Here is a 16,047-nt window from a genome sequence, read left to right on the forward strand (position 1 = left end):
TCATCCGATCTCCGTTGCATCCACGGAGACAAGCACGCCGCCGCCCTTTGACGCGACTAGCAGCCTCCCCTCGTGTTCGACAGCGCTTGTCGTCCCATGCCTTACGCCGTTTGCCCGGCTATGAAAGCTCCCGACGGGGCGAAGAGCGGTGTCGAGTTTGGCGACCAGGCCATACGACCGGCTGGGCGACCACGGCTTGTGGATCCCCATCGTCTTGATGCCACCGCACTGCAGCGGCTCGAGAAAACTCTCGCCGGACGCAAGCGATGGGGCGATCCAGAACTCCGGCGGAACGGTCGCGATCATGTCCTCGCGATACCTCTTCTCTTGCAGAACGAACTCGATCAAGCGATTGCGCGGAGCAAATATCGACAGCCACGCCCCGTCGCGCGCCGCAGACAGCCGCGCCGGATAGCCCGGCAGATTGTCGATGACGGTTGCCGTGTCGCCATGCTTGGAGACGCGAAGGATCCTGTGGTTCCATGCTTCCGAGACGGCGACGCCGCCAGATACCGGCAGCAGGCCAAACGGGAATGCCAGACCGGCCACCAGTTTGCGCGCCTTGTTGTTGCCGGGCTCGATGGTCCAGATGCTTCCCGAACTGCCTTTCGCCATGAGATCCCGAACCCATTCGGTGGGTGCGATCCCTGCGGCTCCATTGGCAATCCAGAGCGAACCGTCGGGCGCAAAGGCGAGTGCCGTGATACAAGAAATCTCGCCCGGCAGCGGCAGCTGCTTGCCGTCGAGGATAAGCTTGCCGGATGCGAGGGCGACGGCGAGACCGGCCTCGGAGGACACGGCGGTGGCGCTGATCTCGGAGTCATACTCGTGAACCCGTTGCGGCTCTCGTCCATGGCCGACCGAGAAGAGTGAGCGCCCGGAAGAGACGATGATCTCTCCATTGTGGACGGCAACATTATCCGCGGAGGGCAAGGTGGCGACCACCTGAGCTTCGTCGAGAACCTGGTTCGGCCGGAAGGCGCCGTCCAGCGGCGGAATTGTCACCGCCTTGCCGCGAAACCAGTCGAGGATGGGATCGAACATCATGGCTCTCTCCCCCAATAGGACGACGGTCCGGTCCAGTCGGAATTGGCCTGGGCAAGCTTGTAGCGGCCGACGCGATTATTGAGGATGCCGCCGACATAGAGGTAGCCCTTGTGCTCCCTCATGGACGTGACCATCGGGTGGGAGACGCCGGAAAGATCCGCCATCGCATCCCGAATCTGACCGGTTTCATCGAACTTGACGATGCCGCCAGTGTTGATGTTCGGAAACAGCCAGTCGTCCTGGGGGAGCCGGCGGGTCATTCGCTTGCGCATGCCGGGGTGGCGAAGCGCAAGATCAAAGCTCGGCGTTCGCATCCCGAGCCAGGCCATCCAGTAGGTACCGTCGGATGCACGGTTGATATTGTCGGGATAGCCGGGCATGTCTGCGATAACGCACTCCGCGGTCCCCGCTTTGGGGCCTTCCAGCCAATAGCGATGAACACGGCAGGCCCAACTTTCGGCAAAGAAGATCGATTTGCCGTCGTGGGCGACGCAAACGCCGTTGGTGTAGCGATACCCATCGAGCAGGGTCTTGGTCGTGCCGTTCTTCGGATCGTAGACAAGCAGGCGCCCCGTGGCGCGGTTCTCGATCGAGTCCAGTGCCCAGTCGTGCGCATCATACCGCTTGGTCGAGTCGGTAAAGTAGATGCGGCCATCCGGAGCAATGTCGCAGTCGTTGGGGTCTCTCAGACGGGCGTCGTCGACGACAGAAGTCCAGGACCGCGATGTCTCCGCGGTCAATTTGCGCACGGTCCGGTCCGGAGCGATGGAGTAAAGACCCATCGCGCCCACGCAGCTGATGAGGTTGCGATCCTTGTCGAAGGCGAGCCCGAGCGGGAAGCCGCCGACGTGAGCGAAGACTTCGGATCGCTCGTAGTCCGGCGCCAGGAAGCGGACGATCTCGCCATGGCGCGTTCCGCAATAGAGGTTGTCGTCGTCGTCTAGGATGACGTCTTCCGGCCCCTCCAGCTCGCCGAGGCCGATATATTGCGTCTGCGCCAGCCGATTATCCATTTCATAGGGCGTGCCTGATCCGGGAACCGCGGATTGAGCCTCGCCCATGCGCAGGTAGACAGGCGCGACATAGACCTCGTTGAGGACCTTGTGACGGTTCTTCAGCCATCGGATATCGATCGTCACCGCAACGGCGAGCATCAGGCCGAGCACCATCTGGTTCGTACCCGTCCCGTATCCGAGGCGGATCAGGCCGTTCGTCATGACGAGCACGATAATCGCGCCCATCAGTCCCTTGATGACGGACCCTCGCCCGCCGCCAAGGCTATTGCCGCCGACGACCGCCGCCGTGAGCGCAAGGATTTCGAGGTTGAGCCCGGTGCCCCGGCCCCGCACCGCTCAGCCGGCAGGCAATCAGGAAGCCGGCCAGCGACGAACATAAGCCGGAGAAGACGTAGGTGAGGAACACCGTCCGCTTGACCTTGATACCGGCATTATGCGCCGAGCGGCGCGAGCCGCCGACAGCCAGGATATGCCATCCCGGCCTGGACCGGGTCAGCGCAATGTGGGTGATCGCGATGAAGATTATCGCCGTCAGCACCGATACGGAAATCCCGAGCACCGTCCCATCGCCGACGAAATCCCAAACGTCGGACATCGCCATCGACATCTGAATCTGGGCTGCGAAATTGACGACGAGGATATCGTAGACCGCTCGACCGATGATGAAGGTGACGAGTGTCGTGAGAAATGCACGCAGTCTCAGGAAGCCGACGAGATATCCGTTGATCGCACCGAAAGCGACGCCGGTTGCGAGCGACGCCAGCAAGGCGACCCAAACGGGCTGCTCGAAGATGAAGAACGCGGAGACCGCGGCGAAGCACGACAGCGCGAAGATCGAGCCCACCGAGAGATCGATGCCGCCCCCGAGCATCACCACCGTCAGGCCGGTAACGACAATCGAGAACTCGCCGAGCTGGCGGGTGGAATCCTGAAGCGAATTAATCTTGAAGAAGCCCGGAATCGCAGAGCCGAAACCTGCGACGACGATAACCAGCGCGATGAAAGGTATCGCATTGTCGGTCCATCGTTTGCTGAGAATTTCGCCGGCGAGATGATCCGGGATCAGGTTGTAGCGCCACGCCTGCAGGCGTTCTCTGAATGTCATGATGTGACCGGGATGTCAGGGAGAGATCATGCGAAGCCCCGGGCCGGGGCCTCGCCGCGTCATTGAGGAAATTTAGTTCGCAGCCGCCTTGAGGGCTTTGAGATCCCAGCAACTGTCGGGCTTCAGATCGGCTTTGGTTGTCGCCTTCTCGAGCGTGTAGATGTAGGCCTTCGAGGTTCCTGCCGGCTGACCGCTCTGCAACAGGAACTTGATGATCGCGTTGATATCGCGCGACTGATTGTGCAGCTCGGTCATGACCACCGCGCCATAGGTGCCGTTTTCGAGGTTGTCGCAATCGGCCGCCTTTTCGCCGCCACCGGTCGTGACGAGGAAGACCTTGTCCTGAAGCTTGGCATCGCGGATCGCCGCTGCAGCACCCGTCGCGTCGCCGTCCCAGAAATCAACGATGCCGCAAATATCCGGATGCTGCTGCAGCATCGTCGTGGTCACGTTGCGCGAAGTCGTCGCGTCCCAATTCGAGTCCGGTTTTGCGACCACCTGGAAGTCGGGGTTCTTTTCCAGAACCTTCATGATGCCTGCGTATTGGTAGAGGCTGGAGGCATTCACCTGATCACCCTGCACCAGACCGATTTTCTTCGATGAATTCGGACCGCAACCCTTGATGACGGCCTCGGCCTCCAGCTGTCCGAGACGATCCCAATCGCTTCCGACGAAGGCATCCGCCGCGAAATTGGCAGGGTTATCGATCAGCACGACATAGGTTCCTGCAGCCTGTGCTTTCTTCAGCAGCCTGGCATAGGAATTGAGATCGGGCGAATGCACGATGAGGACGTCCGGCCGGGTGTCGGAGGAGATGGCCTCGGTGATCGCCTGAGCTCCGGCTTCGACGCTCCAGTTGGGATCGCGTGTCTCGAACACGCCGCCGAAGGCTTCAACTTCCTTCTGGATGTAGTGCGACCATCCTTGTGCAAGATCGAAACCCATTGCCATCGGGACCAGCATGACGCGCTTGCCTTTGAGCGCCTGCGAATAGGCGGCTGGGCCTGGATCTTCCTGCGCAGGTGCTGCCGTGGCGAAAACGGATAGCGAGATGGTCGCCGCCGCAAAAAGTGCCTTCATGTACCTCATGGGTGTCCCCCGATGTGTTGACGGAAAAATCGAAATTTCCTCGAGACGTCAGATATCTCCCTGTTGAGCGGTCTGTTCGTCTCTCGGATTGAGGAGCCCGTCGATAAGGATGGCGACGAGCAGGATCGTGGACTTGATCAGATTCTGGTAGATCAGCGGGATGTCGATGATGGTCATCGCGTTCAACATGATGCCGATAAGGGCTGCCCCGAACAGCACGTTGCGGACACTTCCCTTCCCTCCCGACAGTCCGATGCCGCCGATCACGGCGACCAGGACGATGTCGTAGAGCAGGGTCGAGTTGACGACGCGCGTATTGATCGAATGGAGGCTCGCGGCTGTCAGCAGCCCTGCGACAAAGGCGATGAGGGCCGAAAGCACATATCGGAAGACCAGCATTGGCCTGACCGGCATGCCGGCGTTACGCGCGGCAATCGGGTTGTCGCCGGCGTAGTAAACGTACCGTCCCCACTTGGTGTAGCGCAGAATAAGAAAGATAAGGAAAGCCAGCGCCGCAAAAATGAAAACCTCGATCGGCACATCGAAGAAGCGAAGGCCGCCGAAAAGCTGCAGCCAGTTCTCCGCCGGCACCGGAACCGCATCCTGGGCGATCAACTGCGAGCGCACGAAGCCGAAGACGAACGAGCCGCTGGCCAGCGTCACGAAAATTGCGGGAACATCCGCATAGGCGACCAGAAAACCGTTGATCAAGCCGATGCCGATCACGCCACCCAAGACGATGACGAAGGCCAGCCACCCGGAGGTTCCGTCGTTGAGCATCTGCAGATACCACGCCACCGACATCGCCATGACCGCGACGGCCGACAGATCGATCCCGCGGCCGATGATGACAACGGCCATGCCGAGCGCCAATATGCCAAGGACGGAGATCGAGCGGATGATCGAAACGACGTTCTCGGTCGTGAAGAAACCCGGGAGAGCGACGGAAGCGACAGCGAAGATTACCACGGCAATAGCCGCCACGATAATCTCTTGGCTCAAGGCCCATTTCCGCGATGCGCGCTGCTTCATATGCAATCCCTCAGAACGCCATTAGCCTGCAGAAGCGAGGGAACTTCGTCAAAACGCGCTATCGCTAAATCAGCCGGAAGCTGAGAAGGATTTTCGGCGGCAACATCTGCCGTGCGAAATCTAATTCCCGACGAAAGACCCGCAATCGACGCGGACCTACAGCTGGCAAGCGATTGAAGTACGATGCGTTCCCATGCAGTCTTTGCTGCGTTGCGAGAACGTTAGGCCGCGGCGGGCGGCCATGTCAATACGCTTTCATTGACCAAAGAAGGGATGAACCGTGAAAGGCATCCTACACCCTCTCCAGCTGTGGGATTGATGCAATTTATCTTTCACATATAAAGATATTGGTGTATTTCGCAGAATGAAATGCATAGGGGGAAGGTCACGTGACGGACGTCAGGACATTATTGCTCGATCAAAAACTGACCCTCACGCCGTCGGAAGAGAAGATCGTCCAAATCCTGCTTGCGGACTATCCGACGTCAGGACTGAGCAACGCAAGCAATCTGGCGAAAAAGGCGGGCGTCAGCGATGCGACCGTCGTTCGGCTCGCTGTCAAACTTGGGTTCGAAGGCTTTCCCGACCTCCAGAAACGGCTCCTGTCGGAAGTAGAGGCAAGACTTCACTCGCCTCTTCTGATGATGGAGACGAAGCGATCGAGTGACGCGGCCCAGGGAATTGCGGAAGCCTATCTACACGCAGTCTCGGAAACGATAGACAAGACCGTCGGCGCAACGCCGGCCAACACCTATGACAAAGTCGCCAAGCTGATCATGGAATCCAAAGGCCGCGTCGGCCTCGTTGGCGGCCGCTTCAGCCGCCATATCGCTGGCATGCTGGCGGGGTACCTGTCGCAGCTCCGCCCCGGTGTCCACGACATCGGCACGCTCGCAGCGCCGTCGTTCGACATACTGGTCGATTACGGCAAGCGCGATGTGCTGATTGCCTTCGACTACAGACGCTACCAGAACGACGTCGTGGCCTTTGCCTCGCAGGCCGCCGATCGCGGCGCGACAGTCGTCCTGTTCACCGATCAGTGGCTCTCGCCGATCGCGGAGCACGCCGAGGTGACGATCATCTGCCCGCTGGACGTTCCATCCCCCTACGACACGCTCGCTCCGGCAGTCGCGCAGATCGAAGCGCTCGTGGCCCAGATCCTGTCGACGCTCGACGATTCCACACGCCGCCGCATCGAGAATCTCGAAGCTGTCCGGGCGCGCAATGGCGTGACTGTCGACGGCGATGAAAGCGAAACCAAGTCACAACCCGGCCCCAAGCGCACGAAAGGGACAACCAGAAATGTCTAGCAAACTCCTGAGCCGCGACGCACCCTATGTTGCCGGTGAAACGGCCCTGTTGCTGGTCGATATGCAGCGCATCTGGCTGGAGCCCGGGCTGGACCCCGATCACCCCGAGCGCGGTCCCGAGCACTATTTCTACCGCCAGACCGCCTCGGTCACGGTCCCCAACAATGAAAGGCTGCTCGCCGCAGCAAGAGCGAACGGGATCGAAGTCCTCCACACGATCATCCAAAGCCTGACGGAAGATGGCCGCGATCGCTCGCTGGACCACAAACTCACGCCGATCCACATTCCGCCGAGCAGCCCCGAAGGCTTTCCGCCGGAAAATCTCGGCCCGAAGAATGACGAGATTCTGATCCCGAAGACGTCCTCCGGCGTCTTCAACTCGACCAATATCGACTACGTCCTGAAGAACCTCGGCATCCGCTACCTGATCATCACCGGCATCATGACCGACCAATGCGTTGACATGGCGGTGCGGGATGCAGCCGACCGCGGATATTACGTCACCTGCGTTTCCGACGCATGCGCCGCCGCCTCGCAGGAGCGCCACGACACCGCGCTCAAGGCTTTCGGCGGCTACTGCTGGGTTGCGGACACCGATACCGTGGTCAAGCGCCTGTCAGTGAGGGCGGCGGCATGAGCACCGATGTCGACCTGACCGGGATCGTCACGACAGACATTGCCGCAGTTACGCGTGGGCGGTTTATCGCGACTAACACGTTCGAGAAGACAATCGCCACCGGTGTCGGCTGGCTGCAGGCCAACCTTTCCCTCACGCCTTTCAACGTGATCGCGCATCCGAACCCGTGGGGTTCATCCGGTGACTTGCGATTGCTGCCTGATCCGAATGCAAGATACCGGACCTCCAAGACTGGGTCCCAAACACCGTTCGATATGGTGCCGGGAAATCTCGTGGAGCTGGACGGTTCCCCGTGGTCCTGCTGCACAAGAACTATGCTTGCAGATGCTCTCGCCGAGTTGAAGGCCAAGACCGGCCTTACGCTGGCGGCGGCATTCGAGCACGAGTTCAAACTGCTGGACGCGGGACTGCCCAAAGAACATGTCATGTCATTCGCGGGATTGCGCCGCGCCGACGGCTTCGCTTCGCAGGTGATGGCTGCTCTCGAGGAAGCAGGGCTGAACCCGGAGGTTATTATCTCCGAGTATGGCGAGGATCAGTTCGAAGTAACGAACGCGCCGTCCGACGGGCTTGCCGCTGCGGACCGGGCAGTGGTCCTCAGGGAAATTGTACGCGAAATTGCGCGCACGCGCGGCTGGAAGGCATCCTTCTCACCGAAGACATCACCGTCGTCGGTGGGCAACGGTGTGCATATCCATTTCAGCCTCGTCGGGACCGATGGTCAGCCGGCGACTTACGACCCGTCCGGCCCCGCCGGTCTCTCCCGGGCCGCAGGATCCTTCTGTGCAGGCGTGCTGCGCCATCTGCCGGCGATCACCGCACTGACTGCCTCCAGTGTGTCATCATACTATCGCCTGAAGCCGCACAACTGGAGCTCGTCCTACACCTGGCTCGGCGACAAGGATCGCGAGGCTACCTTGCGGATCTGCCCTATCGTGACTTTTGGCGGAAAGGACCCTGCGAAGAGCTTCAACATCGAATATCGGGCGGCCGATGCGACCTCGAATCCGTACCTCGCACTCGCCGCCATCGTGCGCGCCGGCCTTGAGGGATTGATCGCCGGCCTTCCATGTCCTCAGGTCCATTCAGGCGACCCGGAGGAACTCTCGGAAGAACAGCGCGCCGAGAAAGGTCTGCGCCGGCTGCCGGAGACGCTTGCCGGTGCATTGGACGCTCTCAAGTCCGATCCGGTGGTGACATCGTGGTTCTCCGAGGTCTTCCTGGAGACCTTCGTCGGGATGAAGGCGTTTGAAATGGCATCGCTCAACGGGCTCGACGAGGAGGCGATCTGCGCAAGCTACCGGGCGGCCTATTGACGATGGGAACCGCAGACCAATCCGGCTGGCCCGATCCTGTTGAAATCCTGAATATCGACGGGACGTCAGAAATCGTCCTGATCTGCGAGCATGCCTCGAACTTTATTCCGGAAGCTTTCAACGATCTCGGACTGCCATCCGAAGAGCTGGTTCGACATATCGCCTGGGACATTGGCGCTGAAGGCGTGAGCCGCGCGCTTTCGCAGCTATTGGACGCGCCATGCTTTCTCGGAAAATACTCCCGTCTTCTCATCGACCTGAACCGGCCAACCGACAGCCCTACGAGCATCCCGGAACTTTCGGAGGCGACTGCCATTCCCGGAAATATCGGCCTTGGTGTCGAAGCGCGCCAGGAAAGGATCGACAGGATATTTACGCCTTTCCAACAGGCTGTTTCCGCGCACCTGGACGCGCGGCAGAAGCGGGGGCTGCCAACGAAGATCGTCGCGATCCATTCGTTCACTCCGGTTTTCCTCGGTGAGGAACGCCCCTGGCACGCAGGCATCCTGTTCAACAAGTCATTCAGGTTCGGCCGGCAGATCATCGATCATCTGAGCCGGTCGACGGCGTTGAAGATCGGCGCAAATGTGCCCTACGTCATCGAACGAGCAAGCGATTACGCCATCCCGGTACACGGTGAAGACCGGAGGCTCGACGCGGTATTGATCGAAATCAGGCATGACCTGATCGGATCCGCCGACGGGCAGGCCCGCTGGGCAAATTATCTGGCAGATTCTTTGAGGGCCTGAGGGCTCCTCTCGACGCTATGCCGTAAGGCTACAGCCTTTGGCCCAGCGAATCCCATTCCTCCACGCCGATACCGCCATCGGCAGCGAGGCCCGTGCATACGAAATGGGAAAGCTCGTCATTGCGGATAACTGCCGCGGTCAACCGTCCGGTCCGGTAGGCCGCCGTGTCCAGCGCGATGCGATTTTGATATATTTCGGGCCGCAGAGAGCCGGTAACAGTGTGACCGTGCACGACGATATGCTCGAACTGTTCGCCATGATCGAGAAATCCGGCCCGTATCCATCGCAAGTCGTATTCGGTCTGTTCGGCGAGCGGAACGCCGGGTCGCAGGCCGGCATGGACAAAGCAGAAGCGGCCGGCAACGTAATGCGTCACGGCATCGTTCAAGAGCTCGACATGATGCGGAAAGGCCTCGCGTATGTCCGCAGCGATCCCAGTGAAGTTCGGCACCGGGTGGCGTGAATAAGCGCTGACGGTCGCAACGCCACCCCAGTCCATCCAGTTCACCGCATCTTCGTCAGCGAGCTCTTCGCGCAGAAGTGAGCGGAGGTAGTGATCATGATTTCCCAAGACGAGGCGCGAACCCGGATAGCGCTTGAGAGTGGCAGCCACGATATCAAGCACTTCAGGGCTATGCGGCCCCCGGTCGATCAGATCGCCGAGGAAAATGATGACAGGCTGTAAGCCTTCGCGAGCGGCGATATGGCCGAGGAGCGCCTTGAGAAGATCGGCACGTCCGTGGATGTCGGCAATTGCATAGATGTCGGACAATGAAGGCTGGCTCCTGACTGCGATTTTCTCGCGGCGCTCTGCAGCCGATTGTGCTGGAAACGTATGTCTGCGCCGGAGGGACTTGATCCCGGTTACCTCGCAAGCAGGCATCAGCGCAAGAGGTTCTTGAGTCGGGAGATTATACGTAAGCAAAAACTTACATTATAATCAGATGCGATGGGTGCGTTCAGATTCGGGGTGGTCTTAAGCAGTCGTTGTGGCTAGCTTGCATTGCCTATCTCGCCTTCGCCACCGCCCGCCATCCGCCAAATCGCGAGTTCCCTATGACCCCGACAGCAGATCTTCTGATTCTCAATGCGCGCGTACTGACACTCGATCCCGGGCGGCCCAAGGCCACGGAAATTGCGATCATTGATGGCAAGATTGCCGCGGTCGGTGCTAAGGGCGAGCTTGCTTCGCTGCGCGGCCCCGGTACCGAGGTTATCGATGCGGGCGGCGGGTCGGTCGTGCCCGGCTTTTCTGAAAATCACATGCATCTGTTCTCCGGTTCGGCCGAACTCGTGCATCTGCAGCTCAGTGGTGTCCACGGTCTTGCGGCACTGACGGAAGCGATCCGGAATTATGGAAAGGATCGCCGCGAGCAGGTGATGCTTTTTGCCCAGGGCGCCGATTACACGATCCTCGGTGGCGAAGAGCGGCTGACGCGGCACCATCTCGATGCGATCTGGCCGGACCAGCCGCTGGCCCTCTTCGCGCCCGACCATCATACCGCATGGGCGAACACCAAGGCCTTGGAGCTCGCCAATCTTCTCCATGGCGCCGAATTGCGCCCGGGCAACGAGATCGTCATGGGCGACGACGGGCTGGCGACCGGGGAGCTTCGCGAGATGGAAGCGTTCAGCCCTGTGCAGGCTGCCGGCGGCTTTGCGCGCTACCGACTTGGCCTTGCGACCGGTGGCGAACCCGATCCGCGGCCAACCGATGTCGAGTGGCGCACCGACATGGAAGTCATGCGCCGCGGGCTCGAATATTGTGCCCGCCACGGCATCACCACGATCCAGAACATGGATGGCAATCTCTATCAGCTGGAGCTCTTGGCTGCGATCGAGAAGGAGGACGGCGGGCTGCCCTGCCGGGTCGCCATCCCCTTCCATTTCAAGAACTTCATGTCGCTCGACATGCTGGAGAGGGCCTCCGCCATGTCGAAGGCCTATGACAGCGATTTCCTGCGCTCGGGCATGGTGAAGGTCTTCTACGACGGCGTGCTGGACAGCTGGACAGCCGTCATGGTCGAACCCTATGCCGACCGGCCTGACTATGTTGGCGAGGGCCTGTTCACGCCGGAGCGTTTCCGCGAGATCGCCATCGAAGCGGATAGACGCGGCCTGCAGATCGCCGTCCACGCGATCGGCGACGGCGCGGTCAGGGCCGTGCTCGATGGCTACGAAGCGGCCCGCAAGGAGAACGGCGCCCGCGACAGCCGCCATCGCATCGAGCATATCGAGGTCGTCCATCAGGACGACCTGCCGCGGTTTGCCGAGCTCGGCGTCATCGCCTCGATGCAGCCCCCTCACCCGCCAGGCTGCATGGGCGTGCCGCTCGAGCCGACCGTATCGCGCATCGGACGTTCGCGCTGGCCGCTGAGCTATGCCTGGCGCACCATCAAAAATGCGGGTGCAAGGATCTGCTTCGCGTCGGATTGGCCGGTCTCGCCGATCAGCCCCATTCGCGGCATCCAGGCAGCGATGATCCGCGAGCCCTGGCAGGCGACCGATCCGGATCAGAGCTTCACCTTGATGGAAGCGCTGGAAGGCTACACGACGGAAGGCGCCTACGCCGAGTTTCGTGAGGACCGCAAGGGCCGCATCAAGCCCGGCTTTCTCGCCGACATCACCATTCTCAACGCTGATATCGAGAGCGTTGCGGCTGATAAGCTCGGGGAGGTCGAGCCCGCGATAACAATCTGCGGCGGAAAAATCACCTACAAGGCGAACTAGATTGGGCGCTTGAGCGAATCCGGGTTGTCAATCGTCCGGCGCTGTGCTCACCTGACGGCCGTGGGAACTACATAATAATAGCGCGGTAAATGGCCTTTGCATGGCTCAGACGAATGCTGTCGAGATTAAGGGTGTATCCAAAATTTTCGGCTTCGGCGAATACGCCGTAGCCGCCGTCAACGAAACCTCATTATCGATCAGGCAGAACGAATTCTTCACGCTGCTTGGCCCTTCCGGTTGCGGCAAGACGACTTTGCTCCGGCTGATCGCCGGCTTCGAATTCCCGACGCATGGAGCGATCCTGCTCAACGGCGAGAACATCGCCGCGATGCCGCCCTTCAAGCGGCCGATCAATACCGTCTTCCAGAATTACGCGCTCTTTCCGCACATGACGGTGAGCGAGAACATCGCCTTCGGGCTGCAGATGCTCGGCCGTCCGAAGGCAGAGATCAGCGCCCGGGTTTCGGCCATGCTGAAACTGGTGCGGATGGAAGCGCTCGCCAACCGCCGGACCAGCCAGATTTCAGGCGGACAGCAGCAGCGCGTTGCGCTCGCCAGAGCCCTTGCCCCGCAGCCGAAAGTCCTGCTTCTCGACGAGCCGCTGTCTGCCCTCGACTACAAGCTCCGCAAGGAAATGCAGATCGAGCTGAAGCGACTCCAGGCGGAAACCGGCATCACCTTCATTTTCGTCACCCACGACCAGGAAGAAGCGCTGACCATGTCGGACCGGATCGCGGTCATGTCGGCGGGCAAGGTCCTTCAGGTCGGAAACCCGCGCGAGATCTATGATGCGCCGACCGATCGCTTCGTCGCCGATTTCATCGGCGAGACGAATTTCCTGCAGGGACGCGTCTCCGCGCTGAACGCCGGGCGGGCGGAGGTCGAGCTTGCGGTCGCTGCGCGCATCTCGGCGAGCGTGCCTGATGGTTTCGTCCCCGATGGCGACGTCACCGTCGTCTTGCGCCCCGAACACGCCATGCTCTGCACGCCGGCGGAGGGCCAGATCGGCGGGACGCTGACCGACATCATCTACTGCGGCACTGATACCCATTATCACGTGCGCCTCTCCGATGGCGACACGCGCTTCATGGTGCGCCAGCAAAACCGGCCGAACCACGTTGCCGGCTTTTCCCAGGGCGACGCGGTCGGCATTTCGATCGTCGCCGACGCAGCCCGCGTACTCAGGAGCTAGCCCGGAGATGACAGCGGAGATCGTCAGCGCGGAAAGGAAACGGGCCGTCCGGAACCGCTGGCTGCTCTCCCTCCCCGCGCTGCTGATCATCCTGTTTGCCGCCTGCGGCCCGCTGCTGATCGTCCTCGTTTACTCTTTCCTGACGCCCGGACCCTACGGCGACGTGCAGTGGCAGCCTTCCAGCGACGGCTGGATCAGCGTCTTTCTGCAGAGGGATATCTTCGACGATACGCTGTCGCTCGCCGACGCCCATATCTCGATCTTGCTGCGGTCGCTGTCGCTCTCCTTCTTCACGACCATGCTGACGCTGATCGTCGGCTTCCCAACCGCCTATTTCATTGCGACCCGGCCTGAACGCACCCGTGAGCTCTGGCTGTTCCTGATCACCATCCCCTTCTGGACGAACCTGCTGATCCGCACTTTTGCCGTGCTCGAGATCATCCGCAACGAAGGGCTGATCAATACCGTGCTCATGCGCCTCGGGCTGATTGAGCGCCCCGTCCAGATTCTCTTCACCGACACGGCGATCCTGATCGGCATGGTCTATGTCTACCTGCCGCTGATGGTGCTTCCGATCTATGCGAGCCTCGAAAAGCTCGACTTCCGGCTGCTTGAAGCCGCCTATGACCTCTATGCGACGCCGGCAAAGGTCCTTCGCCGGATCATCCTTCCCCTGTCGACCCCCGGCATCGTGGCCGGTTCCATCCTGGTCTTCATCCCGTCGCTCGGCGCCTATGTGACGCCCACCATCCTGGGCGGCGGCAAGAACCTGATGATCGGCAACCTGATCGAACTGCAGTTCGGACAGGGGCGTAACTGGCCGCTCGGCTCGGCGCTTTCGATAACCCTGATGATCTTCGTGATGGCAGCGCTTCTGGTCTATGTCCGCAATGCCGGCTCAAAGGGGACGCAGCATGGCTAGACGCTTCTCGGTGCAGCGCCAGACCGGCTTCACAACAATCGCGATCATCTCGCTCTTCCTTCTCTATCTCCCGATCGCTGTTCTCGTCGTCTACGCGTTCAATGCGGGGGAATCGCTTGCATCCTGGCAGGGTTTCTCGCTGCGCTGGTTTGCGCAGGCCTACCAGAACCAGCAGGTGATCGACGCCTCGTTGCGTTCGCTGCAGATCGCCCTCGTCGCCGCCGTCATTGCCACCATCGCCGCAACCATGGCGGCGATCGCCACGACGCGAACCGAGGCCTATCGCGGCCTGACGATGAAATATGCCTTCATCAACACCCCGCTGATGGTGCCGGAAATCGTCACCGCGGTGGCGCTTCTGATCCTGTTTTCGCGGATCAAGATCTGGACCGGCTATACCGGGCTTGGCTATCTCATCGCCGCCCATACCGCCTTCTGCGTGCCCTTCGCCTATCTGCCCATTCGCGCTCGGCTGGAGAACATGGACCTGACGCTGGAACGCGCCGCCGCCGATCTCTACGCCACGCCGCTCAAGACCTTCCGCTATATCACTCTGCCGCTTCTGTGGCCGGGCGTCCTTGCCGGTTTCATGCTGGCTTTCGTCATCTCGCTCGATGATGTCGTCATCACCGAGTTCGTCAAGTCAGCCGGCCAGGACACGCTGCCGACCTACATGCTCGGCCAGATCCGCCGTGTCATTACCCCTGAAATGAATGCGATTTCGACGGTCTTCCTCGTTCTTTCGATCGCGGCGGTCACCGTCTTCTTTTTCGTCAGCAAGAAACGCGAATAACAAGAAAGGGAACAGCATGAAGATCATCAATTGCGGCCTCGTCGCCTTGGCCACGCTTTTTGCAACGACCTCGCTCGCTTCGGCGGAAGGGGTGCTGAACATCTACAACTGGGGCAACTATACGAGCCCCGACATGATCAAGAAGTTCGAAGACAAGTACAAGGTGAAGGTCACCATCACCGATTACGATTCGAACGACACGGCGCTCGCCAAGGTTCGCCAGGGCGGATCCGGCTTCGACATGGCCGTGCCCTCGCAGAACTACCTGCCGATCTGGATCCAGGAAGGGCTACTGCTCGAAACCGATCCGGGCAAGATGGAGAACTTCAAGAATGTCGCCCCGGAATGGGCAAACCCCGACTTCGATCCCGGCCGCAAATATTCGGTCCCGTGGGCGATGGGCATCGTCGGAACTGTCGTCAATACCGATGTCTATAACGGCGACATCAACACCTGGGCGATCATCTTCAATCCGCCGGAGGAGCTGAAGGGCAAGATCAACGTCGTGCCCGAGATGACCGACGTCATGGACGCCGCCATTCTCTATAACGGCGGCAAGAAGTGCACCGGCGACCTGACCGTGCTGAAAAAGGTGCGCGATACGCTGCTCGCCGCCAAACCCTACTGGGTGGCGATGGAATACGGCACGATCCAGAAGATGGGCTCGGGCGACTTTGCCGCCTCGAGCGACTGGAACGGCTCGGCCTTCCGCCAGCGGCTCGCCAATCCGAAGATCCATTTCGGCTACCCGAAGGAAGGCTTCGTCAACTGGAGCGACAATCTGGTCGTGCTGAAGGAAGCCAAGAATGTCGAGAACGCCAAGCTCTTCCAGAATTTCATGATGGATCCGGAAAATGCCGGCCTGAACTCGGGCTTCCACCGTTACGCCAACGGCATTGCCGGCTCGGAGAAATTCATGCCCGCCGACATGAAGGACGCGCCTGAAATCAAGGTACCGGACGAGTTCAAGTCGGTCGGCGTGCCCTCGCAGACCTGCCCGCCGGATGTTCAGGCGCTTTACACCAAGATCTGGACGGAACTGCAGAAGTAAGATCGCCGGCAGCGCCATTCCCGCCGGAATGGCGCTGCATTTTTGTTCTCGCAGGTGT

At 60.5% G+C, this 16,047-nt stretch carries 13 protein-coding genes and 1 pseudogene; 9 read left to right on the top strand and 5 right to left on the bottom strand.

Features of this window, described 5'->3' with window-relative positions:
* From ABIE40_RS20135 to ABIE40_RS20150, 4 genes and pseudogenes are all read right to left on the bottom strand, one after another.
* Nucleotides 1-1,047 (bottom strand): NHL repeat-containing protein, encoded by a 1,047-nt coding sequence (locus tag ABIE40_RS20135; RefSeq protein WP_199625478.1) that lies wholly within the window; start codon nt 1,045-1,047, stop codon nt 1-3.
* Nucleotides 1,044-3,168: pseudogene (locus ABIE40_RS20140) on the bottom strand (ABC transporter permease). The gene ABIE40_RS20135 and the pseudogene ABIE40_RS20140 overlap by 4 nt, the downstream one beginning before the upstream one ends.
* A 72-nt stretch (nt 3,169-3,240) precedes the next feature.
* A complete protein-coding gene (locus ABIE40_RS20145; protein ID WP_112712474.1) occupies nt 3,241-4,257 on the bottom strand; it encodes a sugar ABC transporter substrate-binding protein in 1,017 nt (338 codons plus the stop codon).
* Between the two features lie 48 nt (nt 4,258-4,305).
* A complete protein-coding gene (locus tag ABIE40_RS20150; RefSeq protein ID WP_199625479.1) occupies nt 4,306-5,289 on the bottom strand; it encodes an ABC transporter permease in 984 nt (327 codons plus the stop codon).
* Between the two features lie 389 nt (nt 5,290-5,678).
* Here ABIE40_RS20150 and ABIE40_RS20155 point away from each other — a divergent pair, with 389 nt between their 5' ends.
* From ABIE40_RS20155 to ABIE40_RS20170, 4 genes are read left to right on the top strand one after another with little or no spacing between them, the layout of a single operon-like run.
* Nucleotides 5,679-6,599 carry a MurR/RpiR family transcriptional regulator gene (locus ABIE40_RS20155; RefSeq protein ID WP_199625480.1) on the top strand — a complete coding sequence of 307 codons (921 nt, stop codon included), beginning with the start codon at nt 5,679-5,681 and terminating at the stop codon, nt 6,597-6,599.
* A complete protein-coding gene (locus tag ABIE40_RS20160; protein ID WP_199625481.1) occupies nt 6,592-7,236 on the top strand; it encodes a cysteine hydrolase family protein in 645 nt (214 codons plus the stop codon). Before ABIE40_RS20155 ends, ABIE40_RS20160 begins: the two co-directional genes overlap by 8 nt.
* The gene (locus tag ABIE40_RS20165) at nt 7,233-8,552 is read left to right on the top strand and encodes a glutamine synthetase family protein (protein WP_199625482.1); all 1,320 of its coding nucleotides are present in this window, start codon (nt 7,233-7,235) and stop codon (nt 8,550-8,552) included. Before ABIE40_RS20160 ends, ABIE40_RS20165 begins: the two co-directional genes overlap by 4 nt.
* Nucleotides 8,553-8,554: 2 nt before the next feature.
* On the top strand, nt 8,555-9,301 hold the full coding sequence (locus ABIE40_RS20170) for an N-formylglutamate amidohydrolase (protein WP_199625483.1): 747 nt from the start codon (nt 8,555-8,557) through the stop codon (nt 9,299-9,301).
* 28 nt (nt 9,302-9,329) lie between these two features.
* Here ABIE40_RS20170 and ABIE40_RS20175 read toward each other — a convergent pair whose 3' ends face one another.
* Nucleotides 9,330-10,073, bottom strand: coding sequence for a metallophosphoesterase (locus ABIE40_RS20175; protein ID WP_354541087.1), 744 nt, complete (start codon nt 10,071-10,073; stop codon nt 9,330-9,332).
* A gap of 284 nt (nt 10,074-10,357) precedes the next feature.
* Between ABIE40_RS20175 and ABIE40_RS20180 the strand changes: the two genes are divergently transcribed.
* The 5 genes from ABIE40_RS20180 to ABIE40_RS20200 all read left to right on the top strand — a co-directional run bounded on the left by ABIE40_RS20180 (nt 10,358) and on the right by ABIE40_RS20200 (nt 15,989).
* Nucleotides 10,358-12,031, top strand: a complete 1,674-nt coding sequence (locus tag ABIE40_RS20180; protein ID WP_199625484.1) for an amidohydrolase — start codon at nt 10,358-10,360, stop codon at nt 12,029-12,031.
* 100 nt (nt 12,032-12,131) lie between these two features.
* On the top strand, nt 12,132-13,223 hold the full coding sequence (locus ABIE40_RS20185) for an ABC transporter ATP-binding protein (protein ID WP_112712488.1): 1,092 nt from the start codon (nt 12,132-12,134) through the stop codon (nt 13,221-13,223).
* A gap of 7 nt (nt 13,224-13,230) precedes the next feature.
* Nucleotides 13,231-14,145, top strand: coding sequence for an ABC transporter permease (locus ABIE40_RS20190; RefSeq protein ID WP_199625485.1), 915 nt, complete (start codon nt 13,231-13,233; stop codon nt 14,143-14,145).
* Nucleotides 14,138-14,938 (top strand): ABC transporter permease, encoded by an 801-nt coding sequence (locus ABIE40_RS20195; RefSeq protein ID WP_199625486.1) that lies wholly within the window; start codon nt 14,138-14,140, stop codon nt 14,936-14,938. Before ABIE40_RS20190 ends, ABIE40_RS20195 begins: the two co-directional genes overlap by 8 nt.
* 16 nt (nt 14,939-14,954) lie before the next feature.
* Nucleotides 14,955-15,989: an ABC transporter substrate-binding protein gene (locus tag ABIE40_RS20200; protein ID WP_199625487.1), complete on the top strand. Its 1,035-nt coding sequence runs from the start codon at nt 14,955-14,957 to the stop codon at nt 15,987-15,989.
* Nucleotides 15,990-16,047 lie beyond the last annotated feature (58 nt).

The sequence above is a fragment of the Rhizobium sp. OAE497 genome (assembly GCF_040546565.1).
Classification (GTDB): domain Bacteria; phylum Pseudomonadota; class Alphaproteobacteria; order Rhizobiales; family Rhizobiaceae; genus Rhizobium.